Genomic DNA, 19049 nt, shown 5'->3' on the forward strand with positions numbered 1-19049 from the left:
TGACAATTGGCGGCGAGCGATGCCGGCGAGAAGCCCGCCGCCCGCTTTCCGACCCGACAAGATACCCTTGAGGGGCACTGAGGCACTCTCCTTGTTATGCTTCGGCTTCAGCTCGAAGCTACCTTCCACGGTGTAAAACGGGTTGGTTATTTTTGTCCTAATAACCCGGCCTAACCTGAGGCCGGTTCCAATCAGGCAGCCGCAGTGTCGCGATAGGTTATATCGGCCTCGACAAATGCCTTCGATTTTGCCCCGGTCGAAGCACCCCCACCCATGGCGGCGTATGCATCCTGCGGGAGTGCCGCCAGTGGCTTGCCGGCTGCCTCGATCTGGTAGGGGGAAACCCTGTGCCGGGTGCACAGGCCATCGTCACCATTGCTGATCAGCGGAGTTTCGAATTCGAGCCCCTGGCTGTAGCCCTCGGATCGCTTCACGGTTGCGACTGCCAACTGCCCGCTGCCAAGGTCGAGAACCACTTGGGTGCCCAAAGGAACATGCAGCAACCCATCAATCAGAGCGCCGGTCTTCGACAGGTTACGCAGCACCACATAGTACCGGTGATCGTCATGGATCAGGCCAATTCGGCGGAACTCTGTACGCCGTTCGGAGCGATATTTCTCCGGCCCGAGCGGCTCGTATGTGAGATCCCCCGCCTCCAATCGTTCAAGCAAGTCGGATTGCGAGACGGATAGCGAGAAGATGCGGCCCTGAAGATGCGTGGCACAGCGCAGCTTGACCAGTTCGAGTTCGTCCTTGGTCTCGATACCCTCGGCAACCGTTTCCATTTCAAGCGCTTCGGCGAGGCTGACGATCGCAGCGATGATCGCCGAGTTGTTGTTCCCCTTTTCGGGAGAACCACGCACAAAGCTCTGGTCGATCTTGATCTTGTCAAATGGAGAATTTCGCAGATAACTCAATGAGCTATAGCCGGTACCAAAGTCGTCAAGCGCGAGGCGTATACCGAGTGCCTTCAAGCGCTTGAACAGCTTCTGCACTTGCCCGTAGTCGCCCATGAAGACGCTCTCGGTGATCTCCAACTCAACACGGTGCGGTGCGATTCCTGTTTGGCTCAGCACAGTTTTTACAGTGTCCGGAAAGTCTGCCCTTGCAAACTGTACTGCGGAAACATTGATCGCTACGCGCAATTCTGCCGGCCATTCGGCCGCCTGGCGGCATGACTCGTGGAGCACCCACTCCCCGAGTTCCTTTATCAAGCCGCAATCCTCCGCCACCGGAATAAATACGCTCGGGGCAATTGACCCGCGCTCCGGATGTGGCCATCGAACGAGCGCTTCAAGGCACACGACCTTGTGCGTCTTGGCGTCGACGATCGGCTGGTATTCCATGCGGAGTTCGCCATTAAGGATCGCATCGCGCAGATCCTCCTCTATCTGGCGACGCAGCTTGGCCCCGTCCTGCAAATCGCTGGAAAAGAAGCGGTATTGTGCCCTGCCGCCGCCTTTGGCCGCGTAGAGCGCGAGGTCTGCCGCCTTGACCAGTTCTTCGCTGTCGATCCCATCATAGGGCGCGACCGCGATGCCGACCGATGTCCCGATAATCGCGCGCGATCCATTGAGCGAATAAGGCTGAGATACCATCTGGATGATACGTTGGGCCAGTTCGCCCAATTCGCCCCGATCGTCCATGTCCGGCAGGATGATCTGGAATTCATCCCCGCCGAGCCGCCCGATTTCGGCATTGTCGCCCACGAGGCGCTGCAACCGACCCGCGACTTGCTTGAGCAGATCATCGCCTGCCGGGTGCCCTAGCGTGTCATTGACGTGCTTGAAGCGGTCGAGATCGAGCATCATCAACGCGCAGGAGCGTTTCGAATTTCGATATGCGATCAGAGTCTTATCAAGACGCCTTTGCATGCGGTGCCGGTTGGCAAGCCCCGTTAGGGGGTCATATTGCGCCATCCGCGCGGCATCGCGCTGGCTCTCGCGAACTTTGGTTATGTCCTTGCCACTGCCACGGTAGCCGATGAATTCGCCTTTCGCATCGAACTGCGGCTTTCCGGCAATCTCCCACCAGAATTCCTTTTCGGGATGCGCAATCTGTACCGGAAGTGCGCTGATCGAGTTGCGGGCACCAAGCAGGAAAGCGAGCGGCCGTTCCACCCGATCCGAACCGGCATCGGTATCCGCCGTGAACAGGTCTCCCAATTGCGTCCCGATCAATTTGTCTCGATCGAAGCCAAGCTGCTGTATCGCGCTAGCTGATAGGTAGATCAGGCGGCCATGCGCATCGCTGGCCCAGAACCAACCCAAGCCTGCCTGCTCGAAGCTGTCGAGCAGTTCGACCCGGCGCGCGAGGTCCTTCTCCGAAATCGGGGCAAGCGGCTCAGAGCCGGAACTCGACTTCTTCGTCGCCTTCCCGGGCGGCGTCATTCTCGCGAGCAATCCCTTCATCGCAGCGTTCCCGTAAGTTCGTTTTTATTGCGCGCCCCATCTCGGTGGATGACGCTCTATGAGAAAAAGGTTGCCGAACCGATAACCACGCCGCGGTGCCACATGGTCGCTGCAGCACCGGCTCACCGGCTACATTGAGAGCCGCAAACAGTCGTCTTGCCAAGCGCGCGGCAGAGCGTCATCTTTGCGCCAAAGCGACACAGTCGAAACCGGGAAGAGGGACATCGATGTCAAAGAGCAGCAAGCTCGAAAACGAAGCCGCGCAATCCACTTCCGCTTTGGGCCCGTTGATCGGGGTCGCACGCGAAGACTTCGTGGGTGCCGTCGCATTGTTGCTGCGCGAAAGCGCGTCGGACCCGAAGCGCTTGATGAAACATGCGCAGGCAATGGGCGAGGACATGGTCAAGATCATGACGGGCAAGTCCGACCTCGCGCCCGACCCCAAAGACAAGCGCTTCATGGACCCGGCATGGCAGTACAACCCGTTCTTCCGTGCCGGCGCGCAATATTACCTCGCGGTCCAGAAAGGCATGCACAACTGGCTGCAGGACCTCGAGCTGGACGACCTTGAGCGTGACCGCGCCAATTTCATCTCGAACATCATCATCGACAGCCTTGCCCCCACCAACACGCTGGTCGGCAACCCCACCGCGCAGAAACGCCTGATCGACAGCGGGGGGCTATCGCTGATCAAGGGTTTGCAGAATGCCTACAAGGACCTGACCCAGAACAAGGGCATGGTCAGCCAGGTCGACAAGCGCCCCTTCAAACTGGGTGAGAATGTCGCGACGTCCAAGGGTTCGGTGGTGCTGCGCACCGAGATGATGGAACTGATCCATTACGCGCCGACGACCGACGAGGTTTACGAGGTCCCACAGCTCACGATCCCGCCGCAGATCAACAAGATGTACATCAACGACCTCTCTCCCGAGAAGTCGGTGGTGAAGTACCAGCTCGACAACGGCATCCAGACCTTCGTGATCTCGTGGCGCAACCCGTCGAAGGAACAGGGCGTCTGGGGCATGGACGATTACATCCGTTCCTGCCTCGAAGCGATGGAGGCTGTCAGCGAGATCACCGGTTCGAAGAAGGTCAACGTCTCGGCCGGCTGTTCAGGCGGTCAGACCGCCAGCGTGATGGCCTCGAAACTGGCAGCGGAAAAGAGCGACCTGATGGGTACGCTCACGCTGATGGTCTGCGTGCTTCATCCCAAGCAGCTCGACATCGAGGCCGGCTCGCTGGTTTCGGAAAACGGGATGAAGCTCGCCCGCAGGCGCGCGGAGAAGAAGGGCGTGATCAAGGCGGACGACCTGTCGCGCGCCTTCGCATGGCTCAGGCCCAACGATCTGGTCTGGAACTATGTGATCAACAATTACCTGCTCGGCGCAGACCCGCCGGCTTTCGACGTGCTGTTCTGGAACGCCGATGCGACCAACCTCTCTGCCAGCCTGATGGGCGACTTCCTGACCTTGTTCGAAACCCTCGCCTTCACAAAGCAGGGCGAAGTCGAAATGGCTGGCCACAAGATCGATCTGAGCAAGGTCACTTCCGACCTCTTCATCCTGGGCGGGGTGACCGACCATATCACGCCGTGGAAAGCGACCTATCGTTCGACGCAATTGTTCGGATCGAAGGACATAACCTATGTCCTGTCGCAGTCTGGCCACATGCAGGCGATCCTCAACCCTCCGGGCAATCCGAAGGCCAAGTATTTCGTGCAAAAGAAGAAGGGCAAGCTGCCTGAAACCGCCGACCAGTGGCTCGAAGGTACCGAGGAAGTGAAAGGCAGCTGGTGGCCATACTGGATGGAATGGGTGCAGAAGCGCTCTGGCAAGCAAAAGCCGGCACCAACGGAACTGGGGAATGCGGACTACAAGCCTCTGGACCCGGCACCCGGTCTCTACGTAGTGGAAGAAAGATAGGTAACCTCGGTTAACGAGGCCGCAGGACAGGACGACGCGTTTGACCGATACTCGCGAAGAGGTGCTGGACGAAGCCCTCGACGAAGCGATGCGCGATGCGCGCATCACGATGGAAACCGTCGGCGGGCGCACCCTGCGCGTCGCAACCTGGCGGCTCGACAAGCCGAGCAAACATTTGCCAATCCTGTTCTTCAACGGGATCGGGGCGAATATCGAAGCTGTCGCGCCGCTCGCCGAAGCCCTGCCCGATCGCGGCTTCATCATGTTCGACATGCCCGGCATCGGCGGTTCGCCCGAACCGGTCGTGCCCTACAACACATGGACCATGTGCTGGACTTCGACCCAGCTGCTCGACCGGCTGGGGATCGACCAGGTCGACGTGATGGGTGTCAGTTGGGGCGGCGCAATGGCGCAGCACTTCGCGATCCAGCATCCGGGGCGCACTCGCCGCTTGATCCTGGCTGCGACCAGCGCGGGCATGGTGATGATCCCGGGCAATATCTCCTCGCTCAGCAAGATGGCCGATCCGCGCCGCTACATCGATGCGGCCTTCATGGAAGAGCATTTCCAGACGCTCTACGGCGGCGCGCTGGGCAAGGCGCTCAACAAGATGGAGCATATCCATCGGCTGAAACCGCCCTCGCCGCGCGGCTATTTCTACCAGTTGCTCGCCATGCTGGGCTGGACCAGTGCGCCGGTATTGCCGTTCATGCGCAAGAAGACGCTGATCATGATGGGCGATGACGATCATATCGTGCCGCTGACCAATGGCTGGCTGCTCGACAAGCTGATCCCGGACAGCGAATTGCTGGTGCTGCGCGGAGGCGGGCACTTGTTCCTGCTGAGCCATAGCGACGAGTGCGTCGCGGCGATGCAGCGCTTCCTGGACGAACCAGACAGCGAAGACGAGGCAAAAGCGGCCTGACCGGCAGGCGGGCCGCAAAAGGGAGGCGATCAATCCATGCGGCACATCGCGGTCATCGGTTCGGGTCCTGCAGGCTATTACACCGCCGAAGCTGCGCAAAAGCGCTGGGGCGAGGATGTGCGGGTCGATGTGTTCGATATGTTGCCGGTGCCCTATGGGCTGATCCGCTTCGGCGTCGCTCCCGATCACCAGTCGATCAAGGGCGTAACTCGCCGCTATGAGCAGGTCGCGCTGAGCGAAAACGTGCGTTTCGTCGGCAATGTCGCGGTCGGCCGCGACGTGAGCATCGACGAATTGCGCCAGCTTTACGATGCCATCGTGCTGGCTACCGGTGCGCCGCACGATCGCAAGCTCGACATTCCGGGCGAGGATCTCGCCAATGTCTATGGCAGCGCCGAATTCGTCGGCTGGTACAATGGACACCCCCATTTCGCCGAGCTCGATCCCGATCTGTCTGGCCGCCATGCCGTCGTCATCGGCATGGGCAATGTCGCGCTCGATGTGGCGCGCATCCTGGCCAAGACTGAAACCGAATTCGAAGGTTCCGATATCGTTGAACATGCGCTCGACATGCTCAAGGCGGCCAAATTCCAGACCATCACCATCGTGGGGCGGCGCGGGCCGCACCAGATCATGATGACGCCCAAGGAACTGGGCGAGCTCGCCATGCTCCAGAGGGCTTCGCCGCGGGTCGACCGCGACGATCTGCCCGACGAAGCGGAAGACCTGCTGCTCGAACCGGGCCTGCGCAAGTCGGTCAGCCATCTGCGCAGTTTCGCGGCGATCCCGGAAGACTTGCACGCCGAAAAGCCGATCGAAATCAATTTCGACATGTTCGCCAGCCCGAAGGCGCTGCATGGCGACGGCAAGGTCCAGTCGATCGAGATTGAGCGCACCGAAGTCACGCATGGCCGCGCTGTCGGCACCGGCGAAACCTATCGCATCCCGGCGGACCTCGTGGTGAGTTGCATCGGCTATCGATCCTCCCCCATCCCCGACGTGCCATTCGATGAGCGCGCGGGCCGCTTTGCCAATGATGAAGGTCGCATCCTGCCCGGCCTCTATTGCGTCGGCTGGGCACGGCGCGGCCCCTCGGGCACGATCGGCACCAACCGGCCCGACGGCTACAGCGTCGTCGACCGCATCGAGGAAGACATGGAGAGCGGCGCCCTGGGCCGGAAGGGCAAGGCAGGCCGCGAAGGCTTCGATGCGCTGGCGCAGGAACGCGGGCTCGACATCGTCACATTCCGCGACTGGAAGAAGATCGAGGAAGCGGAAGAGGCAGCTGCCCGATCCGGCTCCCCGCGCGAGAAATTCGTCGACATCGAAGCGATGATTCGCGCGAAAGGCTGAGAGGGAGCCGAGATGGCAAGTTCCGCTGCGGCTCCGCGCCGGCTGGTGATGGGCACTGGTGGCCCGATGGGGCGCACGGGCTTCGCATGGGCCGTGTTCGAATGGGCCCGCAACCCCTATTACATCCTGATCGTCATCTACATCTTCGCGCCCTATTTCGCGCGCGACATCATCGGGGCGGACTTGCTGGCAAGCGGCTCGCTCGATGGAATGTCGCCGGAGGCAGCGCGAGCAACCGCCAACGCCCAGGGGCAGGCGACGATAGCCTCCGTAACCAAATGGGCAGGAATGATCGCCGCGCTCACCGCGCCCTTCCTCGGTGCCGCGCTCGATCGTGGTGGCCGCCTCAAGCCGATCCTTGCCATTACATTGGGCTCGATCACTTTGTGCTCGGCCCTGCTGTGGTTTGCGATGCCGGGCGGACAGGGGCTGCCGGTCCCGGCGATCATGGCGCTGCTGGTGATCGCCTATGTCAGCTACACCTATTCCGAAGTGACCCATAACGCGATGCTGTCGGTCGCGGGCGCACCGAGGAGCCTCTCGATGATATCGGGGCTCGGGCTTGGCCTTGGCAACCTCGCCGCGACGCTGATCTTCGTGTGTCTGGTAATGTTCTTCGTGCTCCCCAGCATGATCGGATGGCCCTTCGCAGAGCCGCAATTCGGAATCGACATAGCTTCGTTCGAGCACATGCGGATCGCCGGGCCGATCTGCGCGGTCTGGCTCGCCTGCTTCTCGATCCCGTTCTTCCTCAATGCGCAGGATCCCGGCCAGAAGGGAGCGGGCTGGCGCGAAGCCTTCGTCGAAGGCGCACGCAGCGTGATCCGCACTTTCCGTGAAGCTTCCCATTATCGCGAGCTGATGAAGTTCCTCGTCGCGCGCATGTTCTATGCCGACGCGATGGCCGCCCTGCTCGCGCTTGGCGCGGTCTATGTCGCGCTGTTCCTCGGCTGGGGTTTCCTTGAAATGCTGTGCTACGCGATCTTCGCTTCGGCCTGCGCATTCGGCGGAGGCTTGCTGGGTGGCTGGCTCGACGTGCGGATCGGCGTGAAACGGGCCTTGATCGTCGAGATCGTGGCCATGGTGATGGCGCAAGTGAGCCAGCTTTCGATCACGCGGGACTCGCTGTTCTTCGGCCTGGTCGAGAACCGGCAGGTCTGGGACGGGCTGGTCTTCAAGACCTTGTCCGACCTGACATTCCTCGGCCTGATCAGCGTGGTCGCGATCGCCGCCACGGCCAGCATCTCCTCGAGCCGCACGATGCTGGTGACGCTGGCGCCCGAAGGCCGCAGCGGCGAGTTCTTCGGGCTGTATGCCATCGCCGGCACGATCACCGTGTGGATGGGGCCGCTGCTGGTCGAGTATTTCACCCTGTGGTTCAACGACCAGCGGATTGGCATGGGATCGATCGCAATCCTGTTCGCGATCGGCCTTACTGCGCTGTTCTTCGTCCGGATGCCTGCGCGGAGCTAGGCCAGCCACTCCTCCAGCGCCGCGTTCACTTCGTCGGGAATGTCCTGCTGCACCCAATGCGAGGCATTGGGGAAGCGGCGGACGGTAAGATCGGGGACATATTGCTCCATCCCGTCGAGCACATGGATATCGATCGCTAGGTCCTGCTCGCCCCAGATCACCAGCGTGGGCACATGGACAATGCCGTCACCCAGCCTCAGCCCGTCGCGCGTCTGGAACAGCGCGCGATAGTAATTGACCATGGCCGTCAACGCGCCGGGCTGCGCAGCCGCAGCGCGATAGGGTTCCGCCTCTTCGCGCGTGAAGCGGTGCTTGTTGACCGCCGATTCGCGGAAAATGCGGCTGATCGGTTGAGCGTCATCTCGCCCCAGCATCCGTTCGGGCAAGCGCGGAAGCTGGAAGAAGAACATGTACCAGCTCTTCTTCAACTGGCGCCAATGCCTGAGCTCGCGCCGCCCGCATAGCGGGTGCGGGACATTCATGATCACGAGCCGCGTCAGCGGGCGGACCTGCTGGATGGCGAATTGCCACGCCACCAGCGCACCCCAGTCGTGCGCCAGCAAGATCACTTCCTTCGCGCCGCTGACATCGATCAGGGCAGCCACATCGGCAGTCAAATTGTCGAGCCGATAGTCCTTCTTGCGCTTTGGTCGGCTGGTGCCGCCATATCCGCGCATATTGGGCGCCCACACCCGATAGCCCAGCTGCGCGAGCATCGGCATCTGGTGGCGCCAGCTGTAATGCAGTTCGGGAAAGCCGTGGAGGCACAGCGCCAGCCGTTCGCCCTGCCCCGCTTCGGCGACTTCGAAAGTGAGCCCGTTCGCTTCGATCCATTTGATCGAGATCCCGCTATCCGGCGCGGGTTGCCAGCTTGCCTGCCTGTCCATCTTGCCAGCTTAGCAAGCTGCGCGCAGCTGTGCTATGTAAGTTGCAATTGGAAATGGGAGAGAACGAGATGTCGGCATTCGATCTGATCATTCGCGGCGGCACTATCGTCGACGGCAGCGGCGCGGAGCGCTTCGTCGGTGACATTGCAGTGAAGGACGGCCTGATCGCGCAAGTTGGCGAAGTGCGCGGCGATGCGGCTGAGGAAATCGATGCCACGGGCATGATCGTGACCCCCGGCTTCGTCGACGTCCACACCCATTACGATGGCCAGGCCACGTGGGACCAGGAAATGGCCCCTTCGAGCTGGCACGGCGTGACCACCGTCATCATGGGCAATTGCGGCGTCGGCTTCGCCCCTGCCGCCCCGGACAAGCATGAATGGCTGATCGGGCTGATGGAAGGCGTCGAGGATATTCCCGGCACCGCGCTCGCCGAAGGGCTGAAGTGGAACTGGGAAACCTTCCCGGAATATCTTGATGCGCTCGACGAATTGCCGCGCACGGTCGATGTCGGCACCCATGTCCCGCATGGCGCGGTGCGCGCCTATGTGCTGGGTGATCGCGAGCGCCCCGGCGCAATCCCGACGGAGGATGACATCGCCAAGATGGCCGAAATCGTCGAGGACGGCGTGCGTGCCGGCGCGCTCGGTTTCTCGACCAGCCGCACTGTCCTCCACCGCGATATCGACGGCGAAGTGGTGCCCGGCACCACTGCCACTGCCGAAGAGCTGGTCGAAATCGGCCGCGCCATGGGCCGCGTTGGCTATGGCGTGTTCGAAATGGCTAGCGACATGCGCCGCGAATGGGACGAGTTCGGTTGGATGGGCAAGATGAGCCGCGAAACCGGCCTGCCGGTGACTTTCGCCGCGCTCCAGTCGATCGCCAAGGAAATGCCGCTCGACGAGCAGATCGAATGCATGCGGGCCGAGAATGACAATGGCGCGAACATCGTCGCGCAAATCGCGCTGCGCGGAAACGGCATCGTGATGGCATGGCAGGGAACGGTCCATCCGTTCCGCCTGCGCCCGAGCTATAAGGCCATCGCCGACCTGCCTTGGGAAGAGCAGAAGGCAAAGCTGCTCGATCCGGCATTCAAGGCGCAACTGCTCTCGGAAGAGAATGATTTCTCCGAGGTCAACCAGGACATTATCGGGCTGATCATGGTCGTCTGCGGCGGCTGGCCGATGCAGTTCGAAATGGATCCGGATTTCAACTACGAACCGACTGCGGACGAAAGCATCGCCGCGCGCGCGACAGCAGCGGGCGTTTCGGGCGACGAATACGCCTATGACCTGCTTTGCCGCGACGATGGCAAGGGCTTTATCTACCTGCCGATCCTCAACTATGCCGACGGCAATCTGGACTTCCTCGAAACGCTCCAGCAGTCGGACGACACGGTCAATTCGCTGAGCGACGGCGGGGCGCATTGCGGCACGATCTGCGACGCGGCTTCGCCCACCTTCATGCTCCAGCACTGGGTGCGCGACCGCAAGCGCGGGACGATCACCCTTGAGAATGCGATCAAGCGCCAGTGCAGCGATACCGCGCGGCTCTATGGCCTCGACGATCGCGGCGTGATCGCACCGGGCTATCTCGCCGATCTCAACGTGATCGACATGGATCGGCTCAAGCTCGGCAAGCCCTGGCTCGCGTTCGACCTGCCTGCGGGCGGCAAGCGCCTGCTGCAGAAAGCGGAAGGCTATGTCGCTACGATCAAGAACGGCAAGGTCACTTTCCGCGAAGGCCAGTGGACCGGCGAAGCGCCCGGCGGGCTGATCCGCGGGCCGCAGCGCGCAGAACTGGCCGAGGCCGCCGAATGAAGGCAATCCGCACGGGCGCGACGCCCTCGACGCTTGAAGCGCTTGAACTGGTCGAGCTGGGCGATGCGGCAGAACCCGGCCCAGGCGAGATCAAGGTCGCGCTCAAGGCCAGCTCGCTCAACTATCACGACTATGCCGTGGTGGTCGGGATGATTCCGGCGGCGCTGGGGCGCATCCCGATGTCCGACGGTGCCGGCGAAGTCGTGGCGGTTGGCGCGGGAGTGACCGAGTACAAGGTCGGCGACGCGGTCGTCAGCACCTTTTTCCCCGACTGGCTGGATGGAGCGCCGCCACAGACCGCCTTTACCCGCGTTCCCGGCGACGGGATTGACGGATATGCGCGGCAAGCGGTTACCACCCCCACCCACTGGTTCACCCGTGTTCCCAAGGGTTACAGCCATGCGGAGGCCTCTACGCTCACTTGCGCGGGGCTAACCGCGTGGCGCGCGCTGTTCGTCGACAATGCGATCAAGCCCGGCGACACCGTGCTGGTGCAAGGCAGCGGCGGCGTTTCGATCTTCGCCCTGCAATTCGCCAAGGCGGCCGGGGCGACGGTGATCGCAACCAGCTCGTCCGGCGAGAAGCTCGAAAGGCTGAAGGACCTCGGGGCGGATCACCTGATCAATTACAAGGAAATCCAGGCCTGGGGCGTCAAGGCGCTGGAACTGACCGGTGGCAAGGGCGTCGACTGCGTTGTCGAAATCGGCGGAGCGGGCACGCTCGACCAGTCGATGGTGGCAACCCGGGTGGGTGGCCATGTCGCATTGATCGGCGTGCTGGCGGGCTTCGCCGGTCCGGTGCAGACCGCCCTGCTCATGGCCAAGAACCTGCGCGTGCAGGGGCTGACCGTGGGAAGCCGGGCACAGCAGCTGGACATGATCGCGGGCATCGAAGCCAACGGAATCAGGCCGGTGATTTCTGATCACTTCCCGCTTGAGCGCCTTGCCGATGCTTTCCGCCACCAGGCGGCGAACAAGCATTTCGGCAAGATCTGCGTCGATATCTAGGGTTCGATCACGATCCCCTTGGCGGGATCGACCTGGCCCCCAACCATCTCGAGATAGGTCCGGCGTGCCGCTTCAAGCCCCCGGTGCCGTTCGACCGCGACCGACCCTGCAACGCTTGAAAGGAAGCCGTGCCAGGCCGCGGCCATGCGTTTGCCCGCCTCTTGCGGCCCCAGTTCCTTGAACAGCGCCACCGCGTGATCCGGCGCGAAGAACAGCGTCGGGGGCGGCCCCGGCAGATCGGTCTGCGAGCCGATCCCGCCGCCGCGCTCGTCGATATGGGTCACGCCGACGAGGCAGGAGTATTTGAGGCTGTCGCCAAGATATTCGTGGATTTGCCGGAGCAATCCCGCATTGCCCGCGAAATCGACCGAGACGCTGGGCGCCTTTGCGATCGAGCCAAGATCGCCATAGGCCACGACTTCGTCATAGAGCCCGGTGCCCTTCACGAAGTCGACATTGCCTGCCGAGGTCAGCCCGATGCGCTTGATCCCCGGCGAACTCTGCCTGGCAACGCTGGCAAGCCCCATCGCGGTCTTCGACGAGGCGCTGGTGAGAATCACTTGCGAAGCGCCGAACCAGTCCTGCCCGCGCATGAAATACTCGATCAGGAAGCCGGTCTTGAACAGCGGGCCGAAAATCATCCGCTCGGCTTCATGCGCCGGATCATGCTCGGGATCGGCCGCAAGCCGCGCATACTGGTTATAGATCGGGCTCATCGGCTGGCGATAATCGGTCATGTCGGTGAAGCCGCCGGCCGAGATTTTGCCGGGGATCACATCGAGCTGAGTCCCCATCGGCAGATAGCCATAGACGCGCTCACCCATCGCGATGTCGGGGCAATTGCTCTCGACAACCCGCGCATGCCCCCACATCGGCACAATGCCGAGGCCTGAGGGGGCCGGGAAGAAGTTCCAATATCCCACCATCTCGCCCACCACCGCATAGGTGATGTTGTTCGAAGTGACGGAGAAACTCTCGACCGCGAGCCGCACTGCGCCATCGGCGAGCGGCCCCGGCTCGATCGAGGCCATTTCGGCCTTGCTCAAATCATCGCGGCGGACATGAACTTGCTGAACGGTCATCGGCGGCTCTCCCTTGAAAGCTGCCTAGCACTGCAATCACGGCAATGCCATCCGGCCAGGCCGGATGGTTCAGACCCGCATCGGCATCAGCACATAGAGCGCCGGGCTCTTCTCGTCCTTGCGGATCAGCGTCGGCGCACCGGCATCGGCAAGGTGCAATTCCACCGTGTCGCTGTCGATCTGGCTGAGGATGTCCTTGAGGTAATTGGCGTTGAAGCCGATCTCGAGGTCGCCCGAATTGTAATCCGCCGCCAGCTCTTCGGCTGCCGTACCATTGTCGGGCGAAGTGACCGAAAGCGTCACCTTGTCCGCTTCCAGGCTCATCTTCACCGCGCGGGTCTTCTCAGTGGCGATCGTCGCCACGCGGTCCACGCCTTCATAGAAGCTCTTGGGATCGAGTTTGAGCAGCTTGTCATTGGCGGTCGGGATCACACGGCTGTAATCGGGGAAGGTCCCGTCGATCAGCTTGCTGGTGAGCACCACGCCGCCTTCGCCGCCCAGCGTGAAGCGGATCTTGCTGGCCGAAAGGTCGACCTGGACGTTCCCATCCATCGATTCTTCCAGCAGCTTGCGCAGTTCGGCCACGGCCTTGCGGGGCACGATTACGTCAGGCATGCCCTCTGCGCCATCGGGGCGCGGCAGGGTGAAGCGCGCAAGGCGGTGCCCGTCGGTCGCGGCAGCCTTCAGCACCGGCGTGTCGTCATCGGTCACATGCAGGAAGATGCCGTTGAGATAGTAACGAGTTTCCTCGGTCGAAATCGCAAAGCGCGTGCGGTCGATCAGTTCGGCGAACTGCTTGGCAGGCAATTCGAAGCTGGTCGGCAGGTCGCCTTCCACGATCACCGGGAAATCGTCACGCGGCAAGGTCGGCAGCTTGAAGCGGCTGCGCCCGGCCTTCACGTCCATGCGATTGTCTGCGGTCTCGAGGCTGACCTGGCTGCCTTCGGGAAGCTTGCGGGCAATGTCGAACAGCAGGTGCGCCGACACTGTGATGGCGCCCGGCTGCTCAACCGATGCGGCCGCCATGTTCTCGACCACCTGAAGGTCGAGGTCGGTCGCCATGACCCGCAGCATGCCGCCGTCGCTGGCTTCGATCAGCACGTTGGAGAGGATCGGAATGGTGTTGCGCCGCTCCACCACCGACTGAACGTGTGACAGGCAGCGCAGCAGCGTCGCGCGTTCGATTGTGGCCTTCATAGGTCCTTCTCAATCCCCTTTGGTGCGCGCTCGGGGCCGGAATCGCCCCACAGCGCCGGAATGTGGCTTTAGACCTTAGCGCAAGCGGCAGGAGCGGCAAGTTCGGGCCCGTCCCTTCCCCGATTCCTTGGGGAAAACGCAGCAATTTTCGCCATGCAGCTTGCCCCAGCGGGTCAGAGCATCGCCATGCCGCCGTTCACATGCAGCGTCGCACCGGTGATGTAGCTGGCTTCGCGGCTAGCAAGGAATGCAACAGCGGCGCCGATATCTTCGCCTTCGCCCATGCGGCCCATCGGGATGCGCGCGTTGAGCGCGTCCTTCTGCGCATCGGGCAATTGGTCGGTCATTGCGGTGCGAATGAAGCCCGGCGCCACGCAATTGGCGGTGATTCCGCGGCTCGCCACTTCCTGTGCGAAGCTCTTGGTCATGCCGACGATGCCCGCCTTGGCGGCGGCATAGTTCATCTGGCCCGGATTGCCGGTCGCGCCCACCACGCTGGTGATCGAGATAATCCGGCCGAAACGGTTCTTCATCATCGGGCGAGCCGCCGCGCGCATCAGGCGGAAGGTCGATTCGAGGTTGATGCGGATCACATCGTCCCACTCTTCGTCCTTCATGCGCATCGCAAGATTGTCGCGCGTGATGCCGGCATTGTTGATGAGGATGTCGATGCCGCCCAGCGTATCGACCGTGGCGGGGATCAGTTCCTCGACCTGAGTGGTGTTGGAAAGATCGCAAGTGATCTCGACATGCGCGCCATTGTCATGCGCGAAACTGTCGTTCAGCTCCTCGCGGAACGCCCGCAGCTTGGCGCTATTCGAGCCCGAAATCGCGAGCCGCGCCCCTTGGGCCGCCAATGCCTTGCTGATCGCCGAGCCGATCCCGCCACTCGCGCCGGTGACCAGCGCATTCATCCCCTTGAGTGAGAACATCAGCCGATCTCCTTCGCGAAATTCTCGATATCTTCCATGGTCACTAGGCTGGTCGTGCTCGCTTCGGGCGCGATGCGCCCCACCATCGGGCACAGCACCTTGCCACCCAGCTCTACGAAATGTTCGATGCCATCGCCGAACATCGCCAGCACGCTTTCGCGCCAGCGCACCCGCCCGGTGACCTGTTCGACCAGCAGGCGCTGCTCCTCGGCCGGATCGGTCACACGTGCGGCGGTGACATTGGCATAGACCGGCAGGGCAAATTGCCCCGGTGGCGTTGCTGCCAGCGCTTCGGCCATGCGATCGGCCGCGGGCTGCATCAGCGAGCAATGGAACGGGGCCGACACAGGCAGCAGCACGCCGCGCTTGATGCCATGATCCTTCACCAGTTCGACGGCGCGCTCGATCGCGCTCCTCTGGCCCGAGATCACCACCTGTGACGGGTCATTGTCATTGGCGACTTCGCAGACTTCGCCTTGCGCCGCTGCCGCAGCCAGCGCGCTCGCCTTGTCGATATCGGCACCGAGCAGCGCCGCCATGGCACCCTCGCCCACCGGCACCGCCGCCTGCATCGCCTGTCCGCGCAGCTTCAGCAGGCGTGCGGTGTCGGCCAGCGAGAAAGCGCCGACCGCGCAAAGCGCCGAATATTCGCCCAGCGAATGCCCCGCGACGCATGTGCCCTTTGCCGCGAGCGAAACGCCGAAATCCTCTTCCAGAACGCGCAAAGTGGCGATGGCATTGGCCATGATCGCAGGCTGGGCGTTCTCGGTCAGGGTCAGCTGGTCTTCAGGCCCATCGCGCATGATCGCCGAAAGCTTCTGCGACAGTGCATCGTCGACTTCCTGGAACACCGCGCGCGCGGCGGCGCTGGCATCGGTCAATTCGGCCCCCATGCCGACTTTCTGGCTACCTTGCCCCGGAAAGATGAATGCCCGCATATTGTTTCCCATTAGTTTGCCTTGCCACCCGCGCCCTCCACCCTTCCGACCGGTGCCTGCCGGGATATCATCCGGGCGGAAGGGTGGAGGGAGCGGGTGGAATTGTCCCGAAAATTATGACTCGCGGTTAGCCAGCGGTCGACGGACTCGCAAGGCCGAAGGGAACAATCCTGTTCTCTGGCGTGTGGCCGATCTCGGCCCGGCCGAGGTAAGGAATGCCGGCGCGCGCGCACCAGAACTTCGCGATATCCTCCACCGACTGGCCGAATTCACGGTCGTTCTCGGGCACATCGGTGACACTGCCGAGTCGCAGGCCCGCGACGCGCGGCAGCACATTGGCGAGGTGGAAGAACAGCCGGTCGACCGAATAGATGTGCTCGCTGACTTCCTCCACCATCACGATATGGCCGGAAAGGTCTGGCATGAGCGGCGTGTTCGCAATCATCGCCAGCGTGATGAGGTTGAACGCCACGGCGGGCGTCTTGCCATCGAGGCTGGGCTCGAGCCCGCTGCCATCGCCCGAAAACCAGCGCAACACACGGCGCAATGCCTCGCGCCCGCGCTCGGAGCGTGCGCTGACCGGCATCGAACCATGCACCGGCTGGCCGATGCCATTGCGGTAAAGTGCGGCGAGCAGGTATCCGATGTCGGAATAGCCGACATAGGTTTTCGACCGCGCAACATGGTTCATGCGCGCGACCGCAGCTTCGGCGATCCGGTTCGAGCCATAGCCGCCCTTGGCGAACCAAATGGCGTCGAAGGCGGGATCGTTGGCAAGTTCCACAAGCGCTTCCAGCCGCTGAATATCGGTCCCGGCGAAGTGCCCCGCATTCATGAAGCACTGATCGTGGAAGGTGATGCTGTGTTCGGGGAACTCGTCAGCCACGAGCTGTTGCGCGGCATCGGCCTGCTCGCGCGTGATCGGGGTGGCGGGGGCGCAGACGGCAATACGTGTCATGGCCCCAATTAGCCGCCTTGTGCTCCAACGCACAACTCAATACCGAGCGCGCATGAGCGAATTCCCCACCTATGACGAATTGCTGGTCCGTCCGTTCTTCTTTTGCGGCATCGGCGGATCGGGCATGCTGCCGCTTGCGCAGATCCTGGCCGGGCGCGGCGCAAGCGTCAGCGGGTCGGACCGCTCGAACGACCAGGGCCGCACGCCGGAGAAGTTCGCCGCGCTTAAAGCGCAGGGCTTTACCCTGTTCCCGCAGGACGGCAGCGGGATCACCTCGAAGGACCAGATCCTCGTCGCTTCCGCTGCAGTCGAAGAGACCGTGCCCGAGATGGTTCGTGCGAAGGAGCTCGGTTGCCTAAAGCTCACCCGCGCAGAGCTGAATTCGATCCTGTTCAACACCAGCGGCGCGGGAATCGCCATCGCCGGAACCAGCGGCAAATCGACCGTTACCGGCATGCTGGGCTGGATCATGCAATATGCGGGCCGCGAGCCCACAATCATGAACGGCGCGGTGATGAAGAACTTCGTCACGCCGGATCGCCCGATCGCCAGCGCCGTGGTCGGTTCGCGCAGCATCTTCGTCAGCGAAGTGGATGAAAGCGACGGCTCGATCGCGCTTTATCGCCCGGCGGTGGGCGTGCTGCTGAATGTCAGCCTCGATCACAAGAGCATGGACGAATTGCGCCAGCTGTTCGCCGACTACCTTGGGCGCAGCCGGCTTGCCGCGATCAATGCCGACGATGCAGAGGCCCTGGCCCTGCTCCCCAACGCAAAAGAAGTCGTGACCTTCGGGATCGAGCAGCCAAAGGCGCAGATCGGGATCGTTCCGGGAAGCATTGCCAACGGGCCGGTTCGGCAGGCCGCCACGGTGATCGACCGGCACGATGGCAGCGAGCACGCGCTGGTGCTGGGCATGCCGGGCAGGCACAATCTTTCGAACGCGCTCGCGGCGATTGCGGGCGCGGCTTGTGCTGGTGTGCCGGTGAGCGTCGCCGTGGAGGCGCTGGCGAGCTTTGCGGGGCTTGCGCGACGTTTCGACATCGTCGGGACTTCGCCGGGCGGCATCAGTGTGATCGACGATTTCGGCCATAATCCGGAAAAATGCGCCGCGACGCTGCGCACTCTCAAGGCATCACCCGACCGGGTGATCGCTTTCTTCCAGCCGCATGGTTACGGGCCGCTGAGGCAAATGGGCCATGAACTGGCGGCAACCTTTGCCTGCGAACTGGGCGCAGACGACATTACAATCATGTGCGATCCGGTCTATTTCGGCGGCACGGTCGACCGCAGCGAAGGGACCGAACGGATCATCGCCATGATCGCCGAGGCTGGCGGCAAGGCGGAATACATCCCTTCGCGCGAGGATTGCGGCGACCGGATCGTTGAACTGGCTCAGCCGGGCGACAGGATCGTGGTGATGGGCGCGCGCGATGACACTCTGACGGGTTTTGCGAAGTCCATCCTGGACAGGCTTGCCTAACTAGCCTTCCGCCTTCAGCGCCTTGAAGCCTGCATCCTCACGCGCCACGGCTCGCTTGTACGCTTCGCGCCCGGTCAGCCGCGCGCGATAGGCCTTGAGGCTATCGGGCACGCCCTCGTCCAGCCCCACGCTCTCCGCCAATATCAGCGCAAAGCCGCAGCAGATATCCGCGACGGTAAAGCGATCTGCGCAGAGGAACTCGCGATCCTCCAGCCTTTGCTCCAGCTTGACCAGCCGCTTCCAGAACCACTTGGCATAGGCATGCCCGGCTTCCTCCAGCCCGCGTTCCTTCTCGAACAGGGCGAAGCGCATATAAACCGTCTGCGGGAAAGTGATCGTGGCATCGGCGTGGTAGGTGAAGTCGCAATAGGCCGCATAGTCCGGCTCTCCCGGTGCAATTACCAACTCGCTCGGCCCGTTCTTCGACGCAAGGTAATGCGCGATGGCGCAGCTTTCGGTCATCCGCGCGCCACCGTCTTCTGGGCCATCGACCAGCATGGGCACAGTGCCAAGCGGGTTCAGCTCGAGATATTCGGGCGCGAGGTAGCGCGGCGGGAACGGCAATATCTTGAGATCGATATCGACCCCGGCTTCCTCCGCCGCCCAGGTGACGCGCAAGCCGCGCGAACGAGCGCAGGTGTAAAGGATCGGGCGTGCGCTCATC

At 62.5% G+C, this 19049-nt stretch carries 15 protein-coding genes; 7 read left to right on the top strand and 8 right to left on the bottom strand.

Features of this window, described 5'->3' with window-relative positions; genetic code table 11:
• Window positions 1–191: 191 nt before the first annotated feature.
• A complete protein-coding gene (locus ACUJ47_RS04385) occupies window positions 192–2390 on the bottom strand; it encodes a putative bifunctional diguanylate cyclase/phosphodiesterase (RefSeq protein ID WP_445537225.1) in 2199 nt (732 codons plus the stop codon).
• A 248-nt stretch (window positions 2391–2638) separates the two neighbouring features.
• On the opposite strand from ACUJ47_RS04385, the gene ACUJ47_RS04390 reads away from it, so the two are divergent.
• Genes ACUJ47_RS04390 through ACUJ47_RS04405 form a run of 4 tightly spaced genes read left to right on the top strand, consistent with a single transcriptional unit; the run spans window position 2639 to window position 8084 of the window.
• On the top strand, window positions 2639–4333 hold the full coding sequence (locus ACUJ47_RS04390) for a PHA/PHB synthase family protein (protein WP_445537226.1): 1695 nt from the start codon (window positions 2639–2641) through the stop codon (window positions 4331–4333).
• Window positions 4334–4373: 40 nt separating this feature from the next.
• Window positions 4374–5258, top strand: a complete 885-nt coding sequence (locus ACUJ47_RS04395) for an alpha/beta fold hydrolase (RefSeq protein ID WP_445537227.1) — start codon at window positions 4374–4376, stop codon at window positions 5256–5258.
• 36 nt (window positions 5259–5294) lie between these two features.
• Window positions 5295–6611: an FAD-dependent oxidoreductase gene (locus ACUJ47_RS04400; RefSeq protein WP_445537228.1), complete on the top strand. Its 1317-nt coding sequence runs from the start codon at window positions 5295–5297 to the stop codon at window positions 6609–6611.
• A gap of 12 nt (window positions 6612–6623) precedes the next feature.
• A complete protein-coding gene (locus ACUJ47_RS04405) occupies window positions 6624–8084 on the top strand; it encodes an MFS transporter (protein ID WP_445537229.1) in 1461 nt (486 codons plus the stop codon).
• On the opposite strand, the gene ACUJ47_RS04410 is transcribed toward ACUJ47_RS04405, so the two are convergent.
• Window positions 8081–8971, bottom strand: a complete 891-nt coding sequence (locus ACUJ47_RS04410; RefSeq protein WP_445537230.1) for an alpha/beta fold hydrolase — start codon at window positions 8969–8971, stop codon at window positions 8081–8083. The two genes, ACUJ47_RS04405 and ACUJ47_RS04410, sit on opposite strands and share 4 nt — an antisense overlap.
• 68 nt (window positions 8972–9039) lie before the next feature.
• On the opposite strand from ACUJ47_RS04410, the gene ACUJ47_RS04415 reads away from it, so the two are divergent.
• On the top strand, window positions 9040–10791 hold the full coding sequence (locus ACUJ47_RS04415; protein ID WP_445537231.1) for an N-acyl-D-amino-acid deacylase family protein: 1752 nt from the start codon (window positions 9040–9042) through the stop codon (window positions 10789–10791).
• On the top strand, window positions 10788–11798 hold the full coding sequence (locus ACUJ47_RS04420; protein WP_445537232.1) for a zinc-dependent alcohol dehydrogenase family protein: 1011 nt from the start codon (window positions 10788–10790) through the stop codon (window positions 11796–11798). The genes ACUJ47_RS04415 and ACUJ47_RS04420 overlap by 4 nt, the downstream gene beginning before the upstream one ends.
• Here ACUJ47_RS04420 and ACUJ47_RS04425 read toward each other — a convergent pair.
• From ACUJ47_RS04425 to ACUJ47_RS04445, 5 genes are all read right to left on the bottom strand, one after another.
• Window positions 11795–12880 carry a DUF2855 family protein gene (locus tag ACUJ47_RS04425; protein ID WP_445537233.1) on the bottom strand — a complete coding sequence of 362 codons (1086 nt, stop codon included), beginning with the start codon at window positions 12878–12880 and terminating at the stop codon, window positions 11795–11797. The two genes, ACUJ47_RS04420 and ACUJ47_RS04425, sit on opposite strands and share 4 nt — an antisense overlap.
• Before the next feature lie 69 nt (window positions 12881–12949).
• Window positions 12950–14077 carry a DNA polymerase III subunit beta gene (dnaN, locus tag ACUJ47_RS04430; protein WP_445537234.1) on the bottom strand — a complete coding sequence of 376 codons (1128 nt, stop codon included), beginning with the start codon at window positions 14075–14077 and terminating at the stop codon, window positions 12950–12952.
• A 173-nt stretch (window positions 14078–14250) separates the two neighbouring features.
• Complete coding sequence (gene fabG, locus ACUJ47_RS04435) at window positions 14251–15009, bottom strand: 3-oxoacyl-[acyl-carrier-protein] reductase (protein WP_445537235.1); 759 nt, start codon at window positions 15007–15009, stop codon at window positions 14251–14253.
• Complete coding sequence (gene fabD, locus ACUJ47_RS04440; RefSeq protein ID WP_445537236.1) at window positions 15009–15947, bottom strand: ACP S-malonyltransferase; 939 nt, start codon at window positions 15945–15947, stop codon at window positions 15009–15011. Before fabD ends, fabG begins: the two co-directional genes overlap by 1 nt.
• Before the next feature lie 127 nt (window positions 15948–16074).
• Window positions 16075–16905 (bottom strand): LD-carboxypeptidase, encoded by an 831-nt coding sequence (locus ACUJ47_RS04445; RefSeq protein WP_445537237.1) that lies wholly within the window; start codon window positions 16903–16905, stop codon window positions 16075–16077.
• Between the two features lie 52 nt (window positions 16906–16957).
• On the opposite strand from ACUJ47_RS04445, the gene ACUJ47_RS04450 reads away from it, so the two are divergent.
• The gene (locus ACUJ47_RS04450; protein ID WP_445537238.1) at window positions 16958–18385 is read left to right on the top strand and encodes a glutamate ligase domain-containing protein; all 1428 of its coding nucleotides are present in this window, start codon (window positions 16958–16960) and stop codon (window positions 18383–18385) included.
• On the opposite strand, the gene ACUJ47_RS04455 is transcribed toward ACUJ47_RS04450, so the two are convergent.
• The gene (locus ACUJ47_RS04455) at window positions 18386–19048 is read right to left on the bottom strand and encodes a glutathione S-transferase family protein (RefSeq protein WP_445537239.1); all 663 of its coding nucleotides are present in this window, start codon (window positions 19046–19048) and stop codon (window positions 18386–18388) included.
• Between the last annotated feature and the right edge of the window lies 1 nt (window position 19049).

Source organism: Altererythrobacter sp. Z27, assembly GCF_052683155.1.

Coding starts and splice junctions, on each gene's coding strand:
- ACUJ47_RS04400 (WP_445537228.1), top strand. CDS start 5,295: ATGCGGCACATCGCGGTCATCGGTTCGGGTCCTGCAGGCTATTACACC.
- fabG (WP_445537235.1), bottom strand. CDS start 15,009: ATGTTCTCACTCAAGGGGATGAATGCGCTGGTCACCGGCGCGAGTGGC.
- ACUJ47_RS04450 (WP_445537238.1), top strand. CDS start 16,958: ATGAGCGAATTCCCCACCTATGACGAATTGCTGGTCCGTCCGTTCTTC.
- ACUJ47_RS04405 (WP_445537229.1), top strand. CDS start 6,624: ATGGCAAGTTCCGCTGCGGCTCCGCGCCGGCTGGTGATGGGCACTGGT.
- ACUJ47_RS04390 (WP_445537226.1), top strand. CDS start 2,639: ATGTCAAAGAGCAGCAAGCTCGAAAACGAAGCCGCGCAATCCACTTCC.
- fabD (WP_445537236.1), bottom strand. CDS start 15,947: ATGCGGGCATTCATCTTTCCGGGGCAAGGTAGCCAGAAAGTCGGCATG.
- ACUJ47_RS04415 (WP_445537231.1), top strand. CDS start 9,040: ATGTCGGCATTCGATCTGATCATTCGCGGCGGCACTATCGTCGACGGC.
- ACUJ47_RS04410 (WP_445537230.1), bottom strand. CDS start 8,971: ATGGACAGGCAGGCAAGCTGGCAACCCGCGCCGGATAGCGGGATCTCG.
- ACUJ47_RS04420 (WP_445537232.1), top strand. CDS start 10,788: ATGAAGGCAATCCGCACGGGCGCGACGCCCTCGACGCTTGAAGCGCTT.
- ACUJ47_RS04445 (WP_445537237.1), bottom strand. CDS start 16,905: ATGACACGTATTGCCGTCTGCGCCCCCGCCACCCCGATCACGCGCGAG.
- ACUJ47_RS04455 (WP_445537239.1), bottom strand. CDS start 19,048: ATGAGCGCACGCCCGATCCTTTACACCTGCGCTCGTTCGCGCGGCTTG.
- ACUJ47_RS04425 (WP_445537233.1), bottom strand. CDS start 12,880: ATGACCGTTCAGCAAGTTCATGTCCGCCGCGATGATTTGAGCAAGGCC.
- dnaN (WP_445537234.1), bottom strand. CDS start 14,077: ATGAAGGCCACAATCGAACGCGCGACGCTGCTGCGCTGCCTGTCACAC.
- ACUJ47_RS04385 (WP_445537225.1), bottom strand. CDS start 2,390: ATGACGCCGCCCGGGAAGGCGACGAAGAAGTCGAGTTCCGGCTCTGAG.